General features: G+C 67.7%; 18 protein-coding genes. 9 read left to right on the top strand and 9 right to left on the bottom strand.

The genetic code is table 11. The features are described 5' to 3' along the window. The first annotated feature begins 49 nt into the window (after positions 1-49). Positions 50-2,782: a preprotein translocase subunit SecA gene (secA, locus tag AUL32_RS06890; protein ID WP_062113027.1), complete on the top strand. Its 2,733-nt coding sequence runs from the start codon at positions 50-52 to the stop codon at positions 2,780-2,782. A gap of 467 nt (positions 2,783-3,249) precedes the next feature. Then, on the top strand, positions 3,250-3,585 hold the full coding sequence (locus tag AUL32_RS06885) for a hypothetical protein (protein WP_062113026.1): 336 nt from the start codon (positions 3,250-3,252) through the stop codon (positions 3,583-3,585). A gap of 49 nt (positions 3,586-3,634) precedes the next feature. Here AUL32_RS06885 and AUL32_RS06880 read toward each other — a convergent pair whose 3' ends face one another. The 4 genes from AUL32_RS06880 to AUL32_RS06865 form a co-directional block, all read right to left on the bottom strand. Then, positions 3,635-4,675 (bottom strand): L,D-transpeptidase family protein, encoded by a 1,041-nt coding sequence (locus AUL32_RS06880; RefSeq protein WP_061977158.1) that lies wholly within the window; start codon positions 4,673-4,675, stop codon positions 3,635-3,637. Between the two features lie 287 nt (positions 4,676-4,962). Continuing rightward, positions 4,963-5,922 carry an acetyl-CoA carboxylase carboxyltransferase subunit alpha gene (locus AUL32_RS06875; protein WP_062113024.1) on the bottom strand — a complete coding sequence of 320 codons (960 nt, stop codon included), beginning with the start codon at positions 5,920-5,922 and terminating at the stop codon, positions 4,963-4,965. Between the two features lie 176 nt (positions 5,923-6,098). After that, positions 6,099-7,067, bottom strand: coding sequence for a site-specific tyrosine recombinase XerD (locus tag AUL32_RS06870; protein WP_062113020.1), 969 nt, complete (start codon positions 7,065-7,067; stop codon positions 6,099-6,101). Then, positions 7,064-7,276, bottom strand: a complete 213-nt coding sequence (locus tag AUL32_RS06865) for a hypothetical protein (RefSeq protein ID WP_062113018.1) — start codon at positions 7,274-7,276, stop codon at positions 7,064-7,066. The genes AUL32_RS06870 and AUL32_RS06865 overlap by 4 nt, the downstream gene beginning before the upstream one ends. A gap of 234 nt (positions 7,277-7,510) precedes the next feature. On the opposite strand from AUL32_RS06865, the gene AUL32_RS06860 reads away from it, so the two are divergent. Next, positions 7,511-8,122 carry a shikimate kinase gene (locus tag AUL32_RS06860; RefSeq protein WP_061977166.1) on the top strand — a complete coding sequence of 204 codons (612 nt, stop codon included), beginning with the start codon at positions 7,511-7,513 and terminating at the stop codon, positions 8,120-8,122. Beyond that, positions 8,119-9,240 carry a 3-dehydroquinate synthase gene (aroB, locus tag AUL32_RS06855; RefSeq protein WP_062113015.1) on the top strand — a complete coding sequence of 374 codons (1,122 nt, stop codon included), beginning with the start codon at positions 8,119-8,121 and terminating at the stop codon, positions 9,238-9,240. Before AUL32_RS06860 ends, aroB begins: the two co-directional genes overlap by 4 nt. Before the next feature lie 21 nt (positions 9,241-9,261). Here the strand turns inward: aroB and AUL32_RS06850 are convergent, their stop codons facing one another. After that, positions 9,262-9,990 carry a YoaK family protein gene (locus AUL32_RS06850; protein WP_061977170.1) on the bottom strand — a complete coding sequence of 243 codons (729 nt, stop codon included), beginning with the start codon at positions 9,988-9,990 and terminating at the stop codon, positions 9,262-9,264. Between the two features lie 9 nt (positions 9,991-9,999). Continuing rightward, positions 10,000-10,302, bottom strand: a complete 303-nt coding sequence (locus AUL32_RS06845; protein ID WP_062113012.1) for a BolA family protein — start codon at positions 10,300-10,302, stop codon at positions 10,000-10,002. A 152-nt stretch (positions 10,303-10,454) separates the two neighbouring features. On the opposite strand from AUL32_RS06845, the gene AUL32_RS06840 reads away from it, so the two are divergent. The 4 genes from AUL32_RS06840 (at position 10,455) to AUL32_RS06825 (ending at position 15,135) form a co-directional block, all read left to right on the top strand. Further along, on the top strand, positions 10,455-11,099 hold the full coding sequence (locus AUL32_RS06840; protein WP_061977174.1) for a J domain-containing protein: 645 nt from the start codon (positions 10,455-10,457) through the stop codon (positions 11,097-11,099). A gap of 118 nt (positions 11,100-11,217) precedes the next feature. Beyond that, entirely contained in the window at positions 11,218-12,204 is a 987-nt protein-coding gene (gene cobS / locus AUL32_RS06835; protein WP_062113009.1) for a cobaltochelatase subunit CobS, read from the top strand. 4 nt (positions 12,205-12,208) lie between these two features. Beyond that, positions 12,209-14,113 (top strand): cobaltochelatase subunit CobT, encoded by a 1,905-nt coding sequence (gene cobT / locus AUL32_RS06830; protein ID WP_062113006.1) that lies wholly within the window; start codon positions 12,209-12,211, stop codon positions 14,111-14,113. After that, positions 14,110-15,135 (top strand): esterase-like activity of phytase family protein, encoded by a 1,026-nt coding sequence (locus AUL32_RS06825; protein ID WP_062113003.1) that lies wholly within the window; start codon positions 14,110-14,112, stop codon positions 15,133-15,135. Before cobT ends, AUL32_RS06825 begins: the two co-directional genes overlap by 4 nt. 23 nt (positions 15,136-15,158) lie before the next feature. Here the strand turns inward: AUL32_RS06825 and AUL32_RS06820 are convergent, their stop codons facing one another. Both AUL32_RS06820 and rpmB read right to left on the bottom strand, forming a co-directional pair. Beyond that, positions 15,159-15,812 carry a queuosine precursor transporter gene (locus tag AUL32_RS06820; RefSeq protein WP_062113112.1) on the bottom strand — a complete coding sequence of 218 codons (654 nt, stop codon included), beginning with the start codon at positions 15,810-15,812 and terminating at the stop codon, positions 15,159-15,161. Between the two features lie 226 nt (positions 15,813-16,038). Further along, the gene (gene rpmB / locus AUL32_RS06815) at positions 16,039-16,338 is read right to left on the bottom strand and encodes a 50S ribosomal protein L28 (RefSeq protein ID WP_061977180.1); all 300 of its coding nucleotides are present in this window, start codon (positions 16,336-16,338) and stop codon (positions 16,039-16,041) included. A 291-nt stretch (positions 16,339-16,629) separates the two neighbouring features. Between rpmB and AUL32_RS06810 the strand changes: the two genes are divergently transcribed. Next, on the top strand, positions 16,630-17,406 hold the full coding sequence (locus AUL32_RS06810) for a DUF3108 domain-containing protein (protein WP_062112999.1): 777 nt from the start codon (positions 16,630-16,632) through the stop codon (positions 17,404-17,406). On the opposite strand, the gene AUL32_RS06805 is transcribed toward AUL32_RS06810, so the two are convergent. Beyond that, a complete protein-coding gene (locus AUL32_RS06805) occupies positions 17,403-18,236 on the bottom strand; it encodes a PhzF family phenazine biosynthesis protein (protein WP_062112996.1) in 834 nt (277 codons plus the stop codon). The genes AUL32_RS06810 and AUL32_RS06805 overlap by 4 nt on opposite strands. Positions 18,237-18,350 lie beyond the last annotated feature (114 nt).

The following is an 18,350-nucleotide window of genomic DNA, read 5'->3' as shown; positions in this document are numbered from 1 at the left end:
ACGGCGGGCGCTCCGCGCCCGATCGAAGTTTCCTGGAAGGACGTTACGGATGGTGAGTTTCGGTGGCCTAGCCCGCAAGCTCCTGGGGTCGGCCAACAGCCGCCGGGTCCGCAAGTTCGAGCCAACGGTGCGCGAGATCCTGGCGCTGGAGCCCGAGATGGCCGCGCTCAGCGACGAGGCGCTGCGCGCCCGCACGAGCCAGTTCCGGGACGAGATCGCCAAGGGCCGCACGATCGACGACCTTCTCGTGCCGGCCTTCGCCACGGTGCGCGAGGCGGCCAAGCGCGCGCTGGGCCTTCGCCCCTTCGACGTGCAGATGATCGGCGGCATGGTTCTGGCCGGCGGCTCGATCGCCGAGATGCGCACGGGCGAAGGCAAGACGCTGGTCGGCACCCTGCCCGTCTATCTCGCAGCGCTGGAAGCCAAGGGCGTCCACGTCGTGACGGTGAACGACTATCTCGCCCGCCGCGACGCGGCCACGATGGGCCGGGTCTACAATTTCCTCGGCCTCAGTGTCGGCGTCATCATGCACGGGCTGACCGACGAGGAGCGTCGCGCCGCCTACGAGTGCGACATCACCTACGCCACGAACAACGAGCTCGGCTTCGACTATCTCCGCGACAACATGAAGTACGAGCGCTCGCAGATGGTGCAGCGCGGGCATCATTTCGCGATCATCGACGAAGTGGACTCGATCCTGATCGACGAGGCGCGCACGCCGCTCATCATCTCCGGCCCGCTGGACGACCGCTCCGATCTCTACCGCACGATCGACAGCTTCATTCCGCAGCTTTCGCCCGAAGACTACGAGGTCGACGAGAAGCAGCGCCAGGTCTCCTTCACCGAGGACGGCACGGAGAAGCTCGAACGGCTTCTGGAAGCGGCCGGCCATCTCGTGGGCGACTCGCTCTACGACATCGAGAACGTCACGATCGTCCATCACGTCAACAACGCGCTGAAGGCCCACAAGCTCTTCAACCGCGACAAGGACTACATCGTCCGCAACGACGAGATCGTCATCATCGACGAGTTCACCGGCCGCATGATGCCGGGCCGCCGCTTCTCCGAAGGGCTGCACCAGGCGCTGGAGGCCAAGGAAGGCGTCACCGTCCAGCCCGAGAACCAGACGCTCGCCTCGATCACCTTCCAGAACTATTTCCGCATGTACAAGCGCCTCGCCGGCATGACCGGCACGGCGGTGACGGAAGCGGCCGAGTTCGCCGACATCTACAATCTCGACGTGATCGAGATCCCGACCAACCTCCCCGTCAAGCGCCTGGACGAAGACGACGAGGTCTATCGCACCAACGAGGAGAAGTTCCGCGCGATCGCCAAGGAGATCCGCGCGACGGCCGAGCGCGGCCAGCCGATCCTCGTCGGCACGACCTCGATCGAGAAGTCGGAAATGCTGGCAGAGCGCCTGCGCCAGGGAGGCCTGAAGGACTTCCAGGTCCTGAACGCGCGCTATCACGAGCAGGAGGCCTATATCGTCGCCCAGGCCGGCGTGCCGGGTGCGGTAACCATCGCCACCAACATGGCCGGTCGCGGCACGGACATCCAGCTCGGCGGCAATCTGGAAATGCGGGTCGAGCGCGAGCTCGCCGAGATGCCGGAGGGGCCCGAGCGCGAGGAGGCGATCGCCGCCATCCGCACCGACATCCAGCGCCTCAAGGAAAAGGCGCTCGCCGCCGGCGGCCTCTACGTGCTCGCCACCGAGCGCCACGAGTCGCGGCGCATCGACAACCAGCTTCGCGGCCGCTCCGGCCGCCAGGGCGACCCCGGCAAGTCGAAGTTCTACCTGTCGCTTCAGGACGACCTGATGCGCATCTTCGGCTCCGAGCGCATGGACACGATGCTGACCCGCCTGGGGCTCAAGGAGGACGAGGCGATCGTCCATCCTTGGATCAACAAGGCGCTGGAGAAGGCGCAGAAGAAGGTCGAGGCGCGCAACTTCGACATCCGCAAGAACCTTCTCAAATACGACGACGTGATGAACGACCAGCGCCGCGTCATCTTCGAGCAGCGTCTCGAACTGATGGACGCGCAGTCGCTGGACGAGACCGTCGCCGACATGCGCCACGAGACGATCGAGCTTCTGGTCGCCCGCCGCATGCCCGAGCGCGCCTATCCCGAGCAGTGGGAAACCGCCGCGCTGACCGAGGAGATCCGCGAGTTCCTCAATCTCGACCTTCCCATCGCCGCCTGGGCGGAAGAGGAAGGCATCGACGAGGGCGACGTTCGCACCCGCATCGTCGAGGCGGCGGACAAGGCCTTCGCCGACAAGGAAGAGCGCTTCGGCGCCGACATCATGCGCTATATCGAGCGCTCGATCGTCCTGCAGACGATCGACGCCCTGTGGCGCGAGCATCTGGTCAATCTCGACCATCTGCGCTCGGCCGTCGGCTTCCGGGGCTATGCCCAGCGCGATCCGCTGAACGAGTACAAGTCGGAAGCCTTCGAGCTTTTCCAGTCCATGCTGACGAGCCTTCGCGAGCGCACGACGCAGCAGCTCATGCGCGTCGAGATCGTCCGCCCGGAGGACGAGGCGCCGAGCCTGCCGGAGATGCAGGCCCATCACATCGATCCGACCACGGGCGAGGACGAGTTCGGCCAGGGCGCCGCGCGCCTTACCGCCGACTTCACCCCGACCGAGGAGTCCCCGCTGCAGGTCGATCCGAACGATCCCTCCACTTGGAGCTCGATCAGCCGCAACGCCCTCTGCCCCTGCGGCTCGGGCAAGAAATACAAGCACTGCCACGGCGCCTACGAGCAGATCGCCTGAGGCAGGCAGGATTGAGCGAAAAAGGCCGGCAGTGACGCCGGCCTTTTTCGCTTCCGGAGACAGACTGAAAAAGGACGGCCCGTTTAGCGGGATGGCGGCTCGATCGGGAAGGACGTTCTCTTCTGGTCGGTCGAAACCGATCTCGGCATTCGAGCTTTCCAGGCCGACTGACAGAATGTTGCGACCTGCGCGATGAGAGGCGTACATCGCATGTGTGAACGTGGACCCCTGCCCCTCGCCCTCCGAAGCCCTGGCTGTCGCCGAGGCAGCGTTTCGTTCTCGGTCTGAAGGGGCATCCTGTGCGTTTGTCGCAGGCTCGCTCATGCGAGGACTAGGCACTCCCTTGTCCGACATCGACATGGTCGCTTCTGTACGCCTCCCCTGAGGCCGAGAGCCGCGAGTCCCTCATTCACGAAGGCGTCCCCGTCGACACGTTCGTCCACGACAGGAAGACGCCGGCATGGTTCGTGGATGACGACGTAGCGCGGGGTCGTCCCTCCCTCCTCAACATGATCGCAGAAGGCACGGTGACCGGCGATGCGCCTCGCCACGCCGAATTGTTGCGACAGACCGTATTGGAGCGGCTCCATGTGGGGCCGGCCCCTCTAACCCAAGGCGAGTTGAACGCTTGGCGTTATGAAATCACCGATGCGATCAACGACCTGAAGGGTGAGCGCAGCACCACCGAGGCTCTGGCCATCGGCGCCATGCTTTATCCAAAGCTCGTGAGGCTTACGCTACGGGGCCGAGATCGCTGGTTCGACGAACACCGCCGCGTCGCTCCGCCATCCTGGCGCGCATGAAGCAGGAAACTCGCTCAACACGTTGCGGCGGCCACGATCGGTCGGCCGTCTATTTATCCCGCGAGGCGTCCGAGACGTTGCGCTTCTGGAGGAGGGCCTTGAACATCGAACTCTTGGCGGTGGCGATCGGCTTGCCGTCGCGGTCGAAGCCTTCGCGGCGGTGCTGCTCGGCGGCGTAGGCCTCGGCGGAGATCGGCGAGCCGGTCTTGTAGACCAGATTCGGCGTCGTCGCGAACTCTTCCGGGGCGAGCGTCGAAGCGATCTGCTTTTCCAGCTCGTCGTCGGCCTGGCGCTTGGCGACCAGCTCGGCGGGCTCGGCCACGGCTGGGCAGGTGCCGTCGGGATCGAGCACGCGGCCGTCGCTCAAGGTGGCGTCGAAGACGTAGCGCTTCTCGCAGGTGGCGACGGCGACGGGCTTCTTGGTCAGCTCGAACCGGTCCGTGCCTTCCTTCAGCATCTTCCAGAAGGCGTAATGCTCGGAATTCTTATGGCGCGCCATGTTCTTGGGCGTCATGCGGAAGGGCAGCGCCTGGAACTGGATCGAGCGCTGGCCGCCCTGGAAGGCGTGGCGGGCGAGCGCGTAGAGCTCCTCCATCTGCCAATTGTCCATGGCGTAGCAGCCGGACGAATTGCAGGAGCCATGCACCATCAGGTTCTGGCCGGTGGAGCCGTTGGCCCGGTCATAGGCGTTGGGATAGCCCATGTCGAAGGCGAGATGGTAGTTCGAGTTCGGGTTGAGATGGCCGGGCGTGACGGAATAAAAGCCCTCGGGCGCCTGCCGGTCGCCCTCTTTACGCTTGGGGCCGAGCTTTCCCGACCAGGCGCAGATCGGATAGGTCTTGAGCAGGGCGAAGCTGCCGTCGCTCTTCTGCTTCCAGACCTCGAGCTCGGATTCCTCCTTGTAGATCCGCACCATGATGGCGGAGTTCTCGCCCATCTGGTTGACGCGGATCAGCTTGACGAGGCTGGGCGGCAGCGGCGCGTCGGCGCCCATGAGATCGCCGAAGTCGGCGCCGCCCTGGCAACCGGCCAGCACCATGAGCGTGCCGGCGAGGAGAGTTGCTGCAGCAAGGCGGCGGCGTGCGGACATGTCCCTCTCAACCCCTCAGGCCGGCCATGTGCCCCGATCGGCAAGCCGGCGAACCGATCGTCTCCGAACGGGCAGGCCAGACCCGCACCGTCGCATGATCCCTTCCTTGTCGATCCGGGACGGTTTCCAATCCCTTAACGACGGATGAAAAATGCGTGACTTTCCTCGGCCGAACCTGACGTCGCATCCGATGGAGCCGAAGCCAAGCGGAAACGCCCGGGGGCACCACCGCGCGGCAACCCCGGGTTTCTTCCCTACAGGAAATTCGTGCCCGACAAAAGCTGGTATCAGACCTTGAGGTCGCGGCCGATTGCGAGGAACTTCTCGCGGCGCTCGCGGCGCAGCGCCGGTCCGTCCAGTTGGGAGAGCTCGGTCAGCGCGGCCTCGATCCGGTCGGCCGCCGTTTCGATCGCCACGTCCTTGTCGCGATGCGCCCCGCCCAGCGGTTCCGAGACGATCTCGTCGATCACGCCGAAGCCCTTGAGGTCCTGCGCGGTGATCTTCATGGCCTGGGCCACGTCCTTGGCGCGCGCGGCGTCGCGCCAGAGGATGGAGGCGCCCGCCTCCGGCGAGATGACGCTGTAGATCGCGTGTTCCAGCATCAGGACGCGGTTGGCGGCGGCGATCGCGATGGCGCCGCCCGAGCCGCCCTCGCCGATGATCAGCGAGACCAGCGGCACTTCGAGGCGAAGGCAGGTCTCGGTGGAGCGGGCGATGGCCTCGGCCTGGCCACGCTCCTCGGCGCCGATGCCGGGATAGGCGCCGGCCGTGTCCACCAGGGTCAGGACCGGGATGCCGAAACGCTCCGCCATTTCCATGACGCGCACGGCTTTACGGTAGCCCTCGGGCCGGGCCATGCCGAAATTGTGCTTGAGGCGGGTCTGCGTGTCCGCGCCCTTTTCCTGCCCGATCACCGCGACCGAGCGGCCGCGAAAGCGGCCGAAGCCGGCGATCACGGCATAGTCCTCGGCAAAGTACCGATCGCCCGCCAGCGGCGTGAAGTCGGAGATGAGCTTGCCGATATAGTCCACGCAATGGGGCCGGTCGGGATGGCGGGCGACCTGCGTCTTCTGCCAGGGCGTCAGCTTGCGGTAGAGCTCGACCAGCGCGTCGGACGAGCGCTTCTCCAGACGCTGGATGTCCTCCGAAACGTCGAGACTGTCCTCGCCCGAGCCGATCTTCTTGAGTTCGATGATCTGGCTGTCGAGATCGGCGACGGGTTTTTCGAAGTCGAGATAATTGTGCATCCAGCAGCGGCCCGGAGCCGTCCTCGTGGCAGGGCCAGCGGCGCGCGGGCCTCGTTGCTCTAAACCACCGGCCGTCTTCGGCCGGGTGGCGCCGCCGTCCCGCAGGGGGTGTTCGCGTCGGCCGGCAAACTGGCGATCCGCCCACCCTTTGTCAAGGAAAGGCGCCGGGCCGGCGCCTATTCCTCCGCCGCCAGGGCCGAGAGCGGGTGGTGGTCGGTGACGAGGCGCATCAGGCGCTCTTCCAGAACATGGGTGTAGATCTGCGTCGTGCCGATGTCGGCATGGCCCAGAAGCTCCTGCACGGCGCGCAGATCGGCCCCGTTCTGCAGGAGATGGCTGGCGAAGGCGTGGCGCAGCACATGCGGCGAGACGCGGGCCGGGGCGATGCCGGCGCGAAGCGACAGGAGCTTCAGGTCCCTGGCGAAGCTCTGGCGCGTCAGGTGGCCGCTTTCCGACAGGGCCGGAAACAGCCAGGGGCTGTCCGGCGCCCCCTCCCCCCCGGCGCCCGGCAGCGCCTTCAACGCCGCGCCGAAGCGCTGGAGCGCATCGCGCGCCCGCTCGCCGACAGGCACCATGCGCTCCTTGTTGCCCTTGCCGCGCACCACGATAAGCCGCTGGCGCGAGCGCAGGACGGCGCGCGGCAGCGACACGAGCTCGGACACGCGAAGCCCCGTAGCGTAGAGAAGCTCCACCAGCGCATGCATGCGCAGCGCCCGCGCCAGCGCCGCGTTGTTGAGCTTGGGGTCGGCCGCGTCCCGCTCCGCCTGGCCGATCAGCGCGTCGACCTCCGCCTCGGACAGGATCTTGGGCAGGCTTCTGGCCTTGCGCGCGCCCTCGATGGGCGAAGTCGGGTCGTCCGGCCGGATGCTCTCGGCATAGAGGAACTTGAAGAACTGACGCAGCGCGCTGAGGCGGCGCGACAGGCTGGAGGGCGCGAAACCCTCCTCGTCGAGCTGGTCGATATAGTGGCGAATCGCCTCCGTGGTGGCCGCGCAGAGGCTCATGCCCTCCCCCACAACGAACTCGCGCGCATGGTCGAGATCGCGGCGATAGGCCTGGAGCGTGTTCTCCGCCGCGCCCCGTTCCACCGCCATCATTTCCAGAAAGCTCTCGATCCGCGCCCCGTCCAGCGTGCCGCCGCTCATCGAAGGCCCTCCCCAGGCGCCGCCTCGGGCGTGGGTTGCGCGGGCTGGGGCGGCGCTGCCGGCCGCTTCTCCTGAAGGGCGGGAATCGGCACGGGCATCGTGATGGGTCCGATCTCGGGCCGGACAAAGGTCACGAGCACCCACATGACGGAAAGAACCGCCCCCGCCAGAAGGGCGAGAACCAGGAGAAGACGGGTGAGTGTCGGCATGTGTCGGCTTGGCTTCCCTTTCGCGGCCGTCTCGCGCGCGGCGCCGCGTCTCGTCCCCCGCGCCTATCTAGAGGCTGGCGCGAAACAGCGACAGGCGTTTTCTCGCGAGCTTCCCGTGGACGGGCGCGCCGCCGCCGGGTTTGCCGCCCGCCGAACCGTCCGGTTCGCTTGACGGCATTGGGGTTTTCTGGTCTCAGACCATCGCTTTACAAGCATTTTTGAAGCTTTCGTTCCATGACCGGTGCCGACCACGAGCCTTTGCATCATGACGCCGTCGCCCGGTTGAACGGGCGCTCGGTGGTGCTCGTCGGCCTCATGGGCGCGGGCAAGACCACGGTCGGCAAGCGGCTGGCCGCGCTGCTCGACCTGCCCTTCGCCGACACCGACCAGGAAATCGAGGAAGCGGCGCGCATGAGCGTGGCCGAGCTCTTCGCCGCCTATGGCGAGCCGGAGTTCCGCGCGCTGGAAGCGCGGGTCGTGGCGCGGCTGACGGAAGGCGCGCCGCGCGTCATCGCCACCGGCGGCGGCGCCTTCATGAACGAGGACACGCGGCGCATCCTGAAGGAGCGCTCGATCACGGTCTGGCTCAAGGCCGATCTCGACACGCTGATGGAGCGCGTTCTGAAGCGCCCGACGCGCCCGCTCCTGAAGACGGCCGATCCGCGCGCCACGATGAAGAGCCTGATGGACGTGCGCTATCCCGTTTATCGCACGGCGGACATCCACATCCACTCGCGCAACGGAAAGCGCGACACGATCGCGCGCGAGATCATCCAGTCGCTCATGCGCCGACCCGGCCACAGGCCGGACCAGCGCAAGCCCGGACAGAAGAAAGCCGCGTCATGACCGACGAGACCCGCCAGAGCGTTCGCGTCGAACTGGGCGAGCGGTCATACGACATCCTGATCGGCTCGGGCCTCCTGGCCGAGGCGGGCGCCGAGATCGCCCGCCGCCTGCCCGGCGCGCAGCTCCTGATCGTGGCCGACGAGCGGGTGGACGATCTGCATGGCGAGGCGCTGCGCGCCTCTCTCGACCACGCCGGCCTCGGCCACGCCACGATGCGCCTGCCCTCTGGCGAGCCCACCAAGAGCTTCCGGCATTTCGAGGCGGTGGTGGACCGCATTCTGGAAGAGCGGCTGGAGCGGGGCGACGCCGTGGCCGCGTTCGGCGGCGGCGTGGTGGGCGATCTGGCGGGCTTTGCGGCCGGCGTCGCGCGGCGCGGCATGCGCTTCGTGCAAGTGCCGACTTCGCTTCTGGCCCAGGTCGATTCCTCCGTCGGCGGCAAGACCGGCATCAACTCCCCGCGCGGCAAGAATCTCGTCGGCGTGTTCCACCAGCCGGCGCTGGTGATCGCCGACACCGACGTTCTGGAAACGCTGATCCCGCGCGAGTTCGCCGCCGGCTATGCCGAGGTGGTGAAATACGGCCTGATCGACCGGCCGGACTTCTTCCACTGGCTGGAGGAGAAGCGCGGCGCGATCTTCGCCGGCGGGCCGGAGCGGGCCGAGGCGATCGCCGCGAGCTGCCGCGCCAAGGCCGAGGTCGTGGCCGGCGACGAGCGGGAGGACGGCGCCCGGGCGCTGCTCAATCTCGGCCACACGTTCGGCCATGCGCTGGAATCGGTGGCGCGCTACGATGCCGAGCGGCTGGTGCATGGCGAGGCCGTGTCGATCGGCATGGCGCTCGCGCATCGCTTTTCCGTGCGCCAGGGCCTCTGCCCCGGCCAGGATTCCGAGCGGGCCGTGGCGCATCTGCGCTCCGCCGGCCTGCCGACCCGCATTCAGGACATTCCCGGCCCCGCCTTCGGGCCGGACGCGCTGATGGGCAAGATCGCGCAGGACAAGAAGGTCGTACGCGGCGCGCTGACCTTCATCCTGACGCGCGGCATCGGCCGCTCCTTCGTGGCGCGTGACGTCGACCCCGCCGAGGTCGCCCGCTTTCTCGAAGCGGAACTCGCAGCTTAAAGCCACTCCGGGAACAACGGTCTAGATCGGTTCGCTCGCCGCGTTCGCCCCGCGTGGCTCGGCCTTGCGGCGGAACGGCTTGCGGGCGAGCCAGACACGGCGCCAGCCCGGCGGCACGAGAAAGCCGACAAGCGCGAGGATCAAGGCGAGCCCCGCCACGGCGAACACCGCCGCCCCGCCCCAGCGATGGGTGAGAAGCGCGCCGGTGAGCGCGCCCGCCACCATGCCGACCCAGGGCACGATCTGCACCCACCATCCCCTCGCGTGATGCCCGATCAGGAAGCGCCCGAGCCCCCGGCCGAAGCGCGACAGGGCGCCGGAGACATAGGTCACCCCAAGCGGCTGCCCCTCCACCTCCTCGAGGGCCGCGTTGAGCGCGCCCATGGCGAAGACCAGCGCGGTGACGCCGTGCGAGGGCTCGCCGAACAGAAGCGGCACCAGCGCCAGGATGCCGACGAGCGAGAGAAGCGCCGGCTGGCTGCCTTTGGTCCAGCGCATGAACAGAACGCCGAATGCGTTGCCGGCCACGAAAGTCGCAACCACGAGGGCCAGGCGCAGGACGCCCGAGCCGTCGCCGGTCGAGAGGGCGATGGCGAGCCGCGTCGTGTTGCCGCTCATGAAAGACACGAAGTCGCCGGCCAGGATGAAGCCGACGACGTCGGTCAGCCCCGCCAGGAAGCTGAGGCTCGCCGCGAACAGGAGCCCGGCGGCGAAGCGAAGCCGGTTGCGCCGGCGAAGCCGCGTGCGCATCCCCAGCGCTTACCGGCGCGTGGGTTCGCCGGGGGCGGAGGCCTCGATGGCGAGCGCGTGGACGCCGCCGGCCAGCTCTGCGGCCAGCGCCGTGTTCACCGCGCGATGGCGCTCGACGCGGCTCTGGCCGGCGAAGCGCTGCGACACGATGCGCACGCGAAAATGCGTCTCGCCCGTGCCGTCGAAGCCGTCGTGATGGTCGCTCCCGCCGTGATGATGGCCGGCATGGAGATGGCTCTCGTTGACCACGGCCAGGGTTTCGGGCGAGAAAGCCTCGCGCAGCTTGGTTTCGATACTGGCCTGGATGGTCATGATCGCGCCTCACAATTGTTGAAACGGGCGGGTGATCCGACGCCCGGATCGACACGCCCGCGAGCCTTCGGGATTGCGGGCCTGTTGTGGACGGGTTTTCGCGTCTGTCAATTCTTGTTCGCGTCCCTGCGGGGCCCCATAATCCGGCCGTGATGACACTCGACAACAAACTCTTCGACCAGATTCGCGTCAAACCCGCCGGCAAGAAGGCTGCCGAGAAGGTTCGCGCGCCCGAATGCATGTGGGAGGGCTGCGACCAGCCCGGCACCCACAAGGCGCCGCGCGGGCGCGACCACGAGGGCCAGTACCTCAACTTTTGCGTCGATCACGTGCGGCTCTACAACAAGTCCTACAACTACTTTTCGGGTCTCGGCGACGACGACATCCAGAAGTATCTGAAGGACTCGCTGACCGGCCACCGGCCGACCACCCCGATGGGCACCAACAGCTCGGCCGGCCCGCGCGCGGCCTCGGCCATGCCCTCCACCAGGCCCAGCGGGCGCCCACGCCGCTTCAATGCCAAGGTGCAGGACCGGTTCAACCTGTTCGAAGAGGCCGGGGCCGGCGCTGCCAAGGCGCCGGTGGCGCCCGCGCGCAAGCCGCGCACGCTGGAGACCAAGGCGCTGGAGACCTTAGGCGTGCCGCACAATGCCGGCGCCGAGGCGATCCGCGTCCAGTACAAAGCGCTGGTGAAGCAGTACCACCCCGATTCCAACGCCGGCGACCGAAGCTCGGAAGACCGCCTGCGCGAAGTGATTCAGGCCTACAAGCTTTTGAAGCAGTCGGGCTTCTGTTAATCCGGGTCGAATCGGACCGCCCGGTCCGCGTTCGCTCCGCCCGGGTCCCGTCCCGAAACCGATGATGACAGTGGTGGCGCCTCGCCCGCAACGGGTTCGTAGCGCCGTTGGAGGTATGATGAGTGCAGCGGAACTGGAAGTGGCGAACCTCCCCGACGCCATGATCTCCGTCCGCGAGACCTTCGGTTTCGAGAGCGACCTGAAGGTGCCCGGTTTCAGCAAGTTCGACCCGCACGTTCCCGAGATCGACCCGGACTACCTGTTCGACAAGCAGACGACGCTGGCGATCCTGGCGGGCTTCGCCAAGAACCGGCGCGTCATGGTGTCGGGCTCGCACGGCACGGGCAAGTCGACCCATATCGAGCAGGTGGCGGCGCGGCTGAACTGGCCCTGCGTGCGCGTCAACCTCGACAGCCACGTTTCGCGCATCGACCTCGTCGGCAAGGACGCGATCACGGTTCGCGAGGGCAAGCAGGTCACCGAGTTCCGCGACGGCATCCTGCCGTGGGCCTACCAGAACAATGTCGCGCTGGTGTTCGACGAATACGACGCCGGCCGTCCGGACGTGATGTTCGTGATCCAGCGCGTTCTGGAATCGTCGGGCCGCCTGACGCTGCTCGATCAGGCGCGCGTCATCCGCCCTCATCCCGCCTTCCGCCTCTTCGCCACCGCCAACACGGTGGGCCTCGGCGACACGACGGGCCTCTACCACGGCACGCAGCAGATCAATCAGGCGCAGATGGACCGCTGGTCCATCGTCACCGTTCTGAACTACCTGCCGCACGACAACGAGGTTGGCATCGTCCTGGCCAAGGCCAAGCATTTCCAGACCGAAAAGGGTCGCGCGCAGGTGTCCAAGATGGTGCGCGTCGCCGACCTCACGCGCTCGGCCTTCCGCAACGGCGATCTCTCCACCGTGATGAGCCCGCGCACGGTCATCACCTGGGCCGAGAATGCCGAGATCTTCGGCGACATCGGCTTCGCCTTCCGGCTGACCTTCCTCAACAAGTGCGACGATCTGGAGCGGCCGCTCGTGGCCGAGTTCTACCAGCGGGCCTTCGGCGAGGACCTGCCGGAATCGGCCGCCAACCTGGTGCTCGACTGATCCCATGGCGCGCCCCGGAGACAATTCCGCCAAGGGGCAGCGCCCCAAGACGCCGGACCGCGAGCCCTTCCGCCGGGCCGTGGCCGGCTGCATGCGCGCCATCTCGGGCGATGCCGAGCTCGAGGTCACCTATGGCAACGAGCGGCCGGGCCTGACGGGCGAGCGCGCGCGCCTGCCCGAGCTGCCCAAGCGCGCCGGCCAGACCGAGGTGGCCGTGGTGCGCGGCCTGTCCGACGCGATGGCCCTGCGCAAGGCGCGCCACGACGCGCGCATCCACGCCACGCTTTCGCCCGACGGGCGCGGCGCGCGGGCCGTGTTCGACGCGGTCGAGCAGGCGCGCTGCGAGGCGATCGGCGCCAACGCCATGCCGGGCGTCGCCGACAATCTGGCCTCCATGCTGGAGGACAAGTATCTTCGCACCAACCTCTCCGAGGTGACGGACCGCGCCGAAGCCCCGCTGGAGGACGCCGTGGCGCTTCTGGTGCGCGAGCACCTGACCGGCCGCCCCGTGCCGGCCAGCGCGCGGGCGATCGTCGATGTCTGGCGCGACTGGATCGACGAGAAGGCCGGCGCGAAGTTCGAGCGGCTGGGCGAGACGATCGAGGACCAGCGCCTCTTCGCGCGCGCGCTGCGCGACATGCTCGTCTCCATGGAGATGGCCGAGGAGCTGGCGGACGAGGCGGACGAATCCGACGAGGAGACGCCCGAGGAGGCCGGCGACAACCAGTCCCGCGATCAGGAAGACAGCGGCGCCGAGAAGGAAGCCGGCCAGGACGAGGCCGAGCCGCAGGAAGCCGAGGGCGAGGCCGAAAGCGAGGACGCCAGCGAGGCCGAGACCTCCGAGCAGACCAGCGACGAGCCGACCGAAGACGAGGACGTCGATTCCGAAACGCCCGGCGAGTCGCGCCGACCGAACCAGGCCCTGCCGCGCGATGTCGGCGACACCGACTATCAGGTGTTCGACGAGAGCTTCGACGAGACCGTGGGCGCCGAGGAGCTTTGCGACGAGGCCGAGCTCGACCGGCTGCGCTCCTTCCTCGACAAGCAGCTCGCCTCGCTTCAGGGCGCGGTCGGGCGGCTGGCCAACCGGCTGCAGCGCCGCCTCATGGCGCAGCAGAACCGTTCCTGGGACTTCGACCTCGAAGAGGGCTATCTCGACACCGCGCGCCTGACGCGCCTCGTGACCGATCCGCTGCAGCCGCTCTCCTTCAAGATGGAGCGCGACACCGACTTCCGCGACACGATCGTGACGCTCCTTATCGACAATTCCGGCTCGATGCGCGGGCGGCCGATTACGGTGGCTGCCACCTGCGCCGACATCCTGGCCCGCACGCTGGAGCGCTGCGGCGTGAAGGTCGAGGTGCTGGGCTTCACGACGCGGGCCTGGAAGGGCGGCCAGTCGCGCGAGGCGTGGCTGAAGGCTGGCAAGCCGCAGCGGCCGGGCCGGCTCAACGACTTGCGCCACATCGTCTACAAGTCGGCCGACGCGCCTTGGCGGCGTGCCCGGCGCAATCTCGGCCTGATGATGCGCGAAGGGCTGCTCAAGGAGAACATCGACGGCGAGGCGCTGATCTGGGCGCACAACCGCCTGCTCGGCCGGCCCGAGCAGCGACGCATCCTGATGATGATCTCGGACGGCGCGCCGGTGGACGATTCCACGCTGTCGGTGAACCCCGGCAATTATCTGGAGCGGCACCTGCGCGCGGTGATCGAGGAGATCGAGACCCGCTCGCCGGTGGAACTGCTCGCCATCGGCATCGGCCACGACGTGACGCGCTACTACCGCCGCGCCGTCACCATCTCGGACGCGGAAGAACTGGCCGGCGCGATGACCGAGCAGCTTGCCGCCCTGTTCGAGGACGAGGGGGCGATGCCGACCGGGCGACGGCGCGCCGCCGGCCGCAGGTGAAGCGCGCGCGGCTTCGCGCCGCCGCGGCTCTTCTGCTTCTCCTGCCGCTCGGGCCCGCCGGTGCGGCAGCAGGGCCAACGCACGTCACGGCCAACCCGATCCCCCAGTTCCGCATCGGCTCGCCCGAGACCCGCTTCGGCCAGCTCGATTATCTCGGCGGCTTCAGCTATCGCTCCGGCGACCGGCGGCTGGAAGGCGTTTCCGCCATCCGAATGCGAGAGGGCGGGCAGCGCTTTCTCGCGGTCACCGACACCGGCTTCTGGTTTCGCGGCGCGATCCGGCGCGACGGCGAAGGCCGGCCGATCGGCATCGAGGAGGCCGAGATGGCCCCGATTCTCGATCGTCTAGGCCGCCCTGCCGCGCGCAAGGGCGACGCGGATGCCGAAGGGCTGGCGCTCGACGGCGATCACGCCCTCGTTTCCTTCGAGCGCGACGCGCGGATCGAGCGCTTCGACGCCGACCGCCCGGAGCGCGGCACGCCCGTTCCCCTGCCGATCCCCAAGCGCGAGCTGCGATCCAATGGCGGGCTGGAGACAATCTCCGTCTCGCCCCATTCCTCGCCGCTGAAGGGCGCGGCCATCATCGTGGCGGAACAGTCGGTCGATGCTGAAGGAAACCTCCTGGCGGCGATCCTGGGGCTGGGGACGAAGGGCCTGTTCACGGTGCGAAAGGACGCGGTCTGGTCGGCGACCGACGGCGCCTTCCTGGCGAATGGCGACTTCCTGCTCCTGGAGCGGCGCTACGAGGGCTTCGGGCGCATCGGCATGCGCATCCGGCGCATCGCGTCCGAAATGATCCGCCCCGGCGCGCTGGCGGACGGGCCGGTCATCATGGAGGCCGATTTCGGCAACGAGATCGACAATATGGAAGGGCTCGACGTCTGGACCAACGCGGCGGGCGAGACGATCCTCAGCCTCGTGTCGGACGACAACGGCTCGTTCTTCCAGCGCAATCTCTACCTGGAATTTCGCCTGCGCGAGAGCGGCGAGGCGGGCTTGCCGAATGAGAGCCGGACGCGCTGAACGCGCCCGGCTTCACTCATGCGTCAGGCCGTGGCGGGCGCGGTATCGCGATAGGGCAGGACGCTGTTGATCACCACGCGGTACGGCACGAGGCCGAACACGGCGATCGCGAGCTTCACGCCGAAATCGCCCAGCGCCCAGGAGAGCCAGCGCGGCGCGTCCACCGACAGAAGCCCGAAGAGCGGCGCGTGCTCCAGCGAGAAGGCGTCGTTCGGCCCGAGGAAGACGAAGAGCGGCGCGAAGGCGAGCGTGAAGAAGGTCAGCGTGTCCAGCACGGTGCCGAGAATGCCGCTGGCGAGCGGCGCCTTCCACCACGACAGCCGACGCAGGCGGTTGAAGACGAGAATGTCGAGAAGCTGCGCCATCAGGAAGGCCGTGCCGCTGGCCAGCGCAATGCGCAGGAGACGACCCGCCTCCGTTTCGAAGGGTACGAGGCCGAGCCGATAGAGAATCGGCGGAAACAAGACCGAACTGACGACGGCCATGAGAAAGCCGAGATAGACCACGCGGCGCGCCATAGACGGGCCATAGAGCCGGTTGTTCACGTCCGTCACGATGAAGGCGAAGGGATAGACGAAGGCGCCCCAGGTCAGGAGATCGGCCAGTTGAAGCGGCCCGACCTGCCCCTGCACGGGGAACTGCACGGAGACGTTGGAAAAGAGCACGATGATCGTCATGGCGATCACCGGCAGCACGTAGCGGCGCGAAGGATTCACGGCTTTGGTCCATTTTTTTAGGCTGGGGTATGGCACCAGCGATCGGATCGGGGAGCCCCGGACGAAGCCGGGACGGCGGGCGGCGGCGGGACGCGATGCTCTCAAATAAGAGAAACGTCCCCTCTAAACGGCAAAAGCGCCATCGCGGACGATGGCGCTTTCCGAACGATCCCTTGGGATCGAAGCCTTAGGCGGCCTGCACTTCGCTGGCGATCTTCTTGGCGATCTGGCGCTTGAGAAGACGGGCGCGGTGCGACAGCTCGAGCTCGTTGGCCTTGGCCAGGAACGCGTCGAGACCGCCGCGATGCTCGACCGAGCGCAGGGCATGGGCCGAAACGCGGAGGCGGAAACGCTGGCCGAGCGCGTCGGAGATCAGCGTGACCTGGCACAGGTTCGGCAGGAAGCGACGACGCGTCTTGTTGTTCGCGTGGCTGACATTGTTACCGGTCAGGACGGCCTTGCCGGTCAGTTCGCAAGCGCGCGACATGGGATCACCTTTCAAACAATCGATACGGCCTTGCGGGGCGCGCCGCCGCCAGACGGCAGCGCGATCATCGACCCCATGGCATGATCGGAAAATCGAGGGTTCCTATAGTCGCGGGAGGCCGCCGCGTCAACCCGCCGCCATAAAGCGGTGCAATGGTTTGACCTTCCTGCTCTTCTCCCCTTGCCCGCCTACCGCGCCTCCTCTCCTCGTTGTGAGAAGACCGGGGCGCTTCCCTGATCGACACTGGTCGGAGCCCACGGCCAAAAGGGCCGCTCAGCCCAAGGACCCTTCATGCTGCCACGACTCGCCTTGTTTCTGATCGCGCTTCTCGCCGCCTTGCCGGCGCGGGCGGACGACGTGCTCCAGACGGATTATCGCATTTCCCTGATCGGCCTGCCGGTCGGCCGCGCCCATTTCGAAACCCGCCTGTCGCCGACCCGCTACAGCGTGTCGGGCACCCTGTCCTCGGCGGGTCTTGCGGAACTCGTCTCCTCCACGCGTGGCACGAGTTCGGTCTCGGGCCGCATCCGGCCCGACCGGCTCCTGGCCGAGCGCTACCGCTTGCAATACACGAGCGACAAGAAGTCCTGGCGCGCCGACGTGCGCTTTTCCGGCGGGCGCGCCCTGTCCTCAGAGGTCGCGCCGCCCGCGCCCTCCCCGCCGCCCTCGGACTTCATTCCGGTCAAGCCCGCGCAGCTTGCCAACGCGGTCGATCCGCTGGGCGGGCTGATGCTGAAGCCGGGCAGCGATCCGGCCTCGGTTTGCCGGCAGACCGCGCCCTTCTTCGACGGCTGGTCCCGCCTCGACCTCGTTCTGTCGCCCGGCGACGGGACGCAGGATTTCACGGCCGACGGGTTCAGCGGCAAGGCCATCGCCTGCAACGCCCGCATCCGGCCCGTTTCGGGCTATCGCACCTCGTCCAACGGGCTGAAATACCTGCGCGATCGCACGATCCAGCTCTGGTTCGCCGAGGTGCGGGACAGCGGCATCTACGCCCCCGTCTATGTCCGCATTCCGACGCAGGTCGGGCCGTTGACGCTGACGGCCACGCGATTCGCCAAGCCTTAGAATTCCAGCGTGCCTTCGATCAGGATGCGCACGTCGCCGCCGATCATCACGTCCGATCCGCGCGGGCGCACATGGACGCGGCCGTGCCGGCCGATGCGCGTTCCCTGCGCGGCGACATAGGGCGCGTCCAACCGGCCTTCCGCCTGCAGCCAGCAGGCAATGGCGGCGTTGAGCGAGCCGGTGATCGGGTCCTCCTTGATGCCGTGCCAGATGTCGATCATGCGCACCTCGACATCGGCCTCGCCGCCCGGCGGGTGGGCGCCGAGAAGGCCGATCGCCCGCTCCTCGGGGAAACTCGCGCCCGTGGCGTCGGCGGCGAGAACGGCGGCGGCATCGCGCAGCTCCAGGAACTCCCAGACCGGGCCGTTGGTCAAAAGCGCCGAGCGCAGGACATCGGCGGGGTCGATGCGCAGCGCCTTCATGGCCGAGTCCAGCCGCGCCGCGTCCAGCGGCTCGACGCGGGTCGGCGGCGCGACGAAAGCCGGCCGCTCGCCCGAAACGTCGATCTCGATCAACCCGACAGCGCATTCCTGCCGAACCACGCCCGGCGTCCTGGGTCGGCCTCCGGCGTGAAGCCAGCTCATGCAGCTGCCGAGCGTCGGATGGCCGGCGAACGGCAGTTCGCGACTCGTGGTAAAGATGCGCACGCGATAGTCGGCTTCGGGGTCAGTCGGGGGAAGGAGGAAGGTCGTCTCGGCCAGATTGGTCCAGACCGCGAAACGCTGCATCGCCTCATCCGACAGGCCCTCCCCATCCAGCACTACGGCGAGGCCGTTGCCCCGAGTTGGCAGGTGAGAAAACACGTCGCACTGGATGAAACGCCGTTGCATGGCCGATTCCCGATTCGTTAGATGGTGAGGGAAGACTATCGCATCTTGTCGCAGGCGGCAGCCATCGGGCCCGGTTCCACACGCTCAAAGCGAAGGGAAACCGGAACGGACCCC

It is taken from the genome of Aureimonas sp. AU40 (assembly GCF_001463785.1).
Classification (GTDB): Bacteria; Pseudomonadota; Alphaproteobacteria; order Rhizobiales; family Rhizobiaceae; genus Aureimonas.
The sequence above is the reverse complement of the archived record's forward strand: the minus strand, read 5'-3'. Positions and strand labels throughout refer to the sequence as shown.

Coding starts and splice junctions, on each gene's coding strand:
- aroB (WP_062113015.1), top strand. CDS start 8,119: ATGACCGACGAGACCCGCCAGAGCGTTCGCGTCGAACTGGGCGAGCGG.
- AUL32_RS06850 (WP_061977170.1), bottom strand. CDS start 9,990: ATGCGCACGCGGCTTCGCCGGCGCAACCGGCTTCGCTTCGCCGCCGGG.
- AUL32_RS06880 (WP_061977158.1), bottom strand. CDS start 4,675: ATGTCCGCACGCCGCCGCCTTGCTGCAGCAACTCTCCTCGCCGGCACG.
- AUL32_RS06870 (WP_062113020.1), bottom strand. CDS start 7,067: ATGAGCGGCGGCACGCTGGACGGGGCGCGGATCGAGAGCTTTCTGGAA.
- secA (WP_062113027.1), top strand. CDS start 50: ATGGTGAGTTTCGGTGGCCTAGCCCGCAAGCTCCTGGGGTCGGCCAAC.
- AUL32_RS06810 (WP_062112999.1), top strand. CDS start 16,630: ATGCTGCCACGACTCGCCTTGTTTCTGATCGCGCTTCTCGCCGCCTTG.
- cobT (WP_062113006.1), top strand. CDS start 12,209: ATGGCGCGCCCCGGAGACAATTCCGCCAAGGGGCAGCGCCCCAAGACG.
- AUL32_RS06820 (WP_062113112.1), bottom strand. CDS start 15,812: ATGACGATCATCGTGCTCTTTTCCAACGTCTCCGTGCAGTTCCCCGTG.
- AUL32_RS06840 (WP_061977174.1), top strand. CDS start 10,455: ATGACACTCGACAACAAACTCTTCGACCAGATTCGCGTCAAACCCGCC.
- AUL32_RS06805 (WP_062112996.1), bottom strand. CDS start 18,236: ATGCAACGGCGTTTCATCCAGTGCGACGTGTTTTCTCACCTGCCAACT.
- AUL32_RS06875 (WP_062113024.1), bottom strand. CDS start 5,922: ATGCACAATTATCTCGACTTCGAAAAACCCGTCGCCGATCTCGACAGC.
- cobS (WP_062113009.1), top strand. CDS start 11,218: ATGAGTGCAGCGGAACTGGAAGTGGCGAACCTCCCCGACGCCATGATC.
- rpmB (WP_061977180.1), bottom strand. CDS start 16,338: ATGTCGCGCGCTTGCGAACTGACCGGCAAGGCCGTCCTGACCGGTAAC.
- AUL32_RS06845 (WP_062113012.1), bottom strand. CDS start 10,302: ATGACCATCCAGGCCAGTATCGAAACCAAGCTGCGCGAGGCTTTCTCG.
- AUL32_RS06865 (WP_062113018.1), bottom strand. CDS start 7,276: ATGCCGACACTCACCCGTCTTCTCCTGGTTCTCGCCCTTCTGGCGGGG.
- AUL32_RS06860 (WP_061977166.1), top strand. CDS start 7,511: ATGACCGGTGCCGACCACGAGCCTTTGCATCATGACGCCGTCGCCCGG.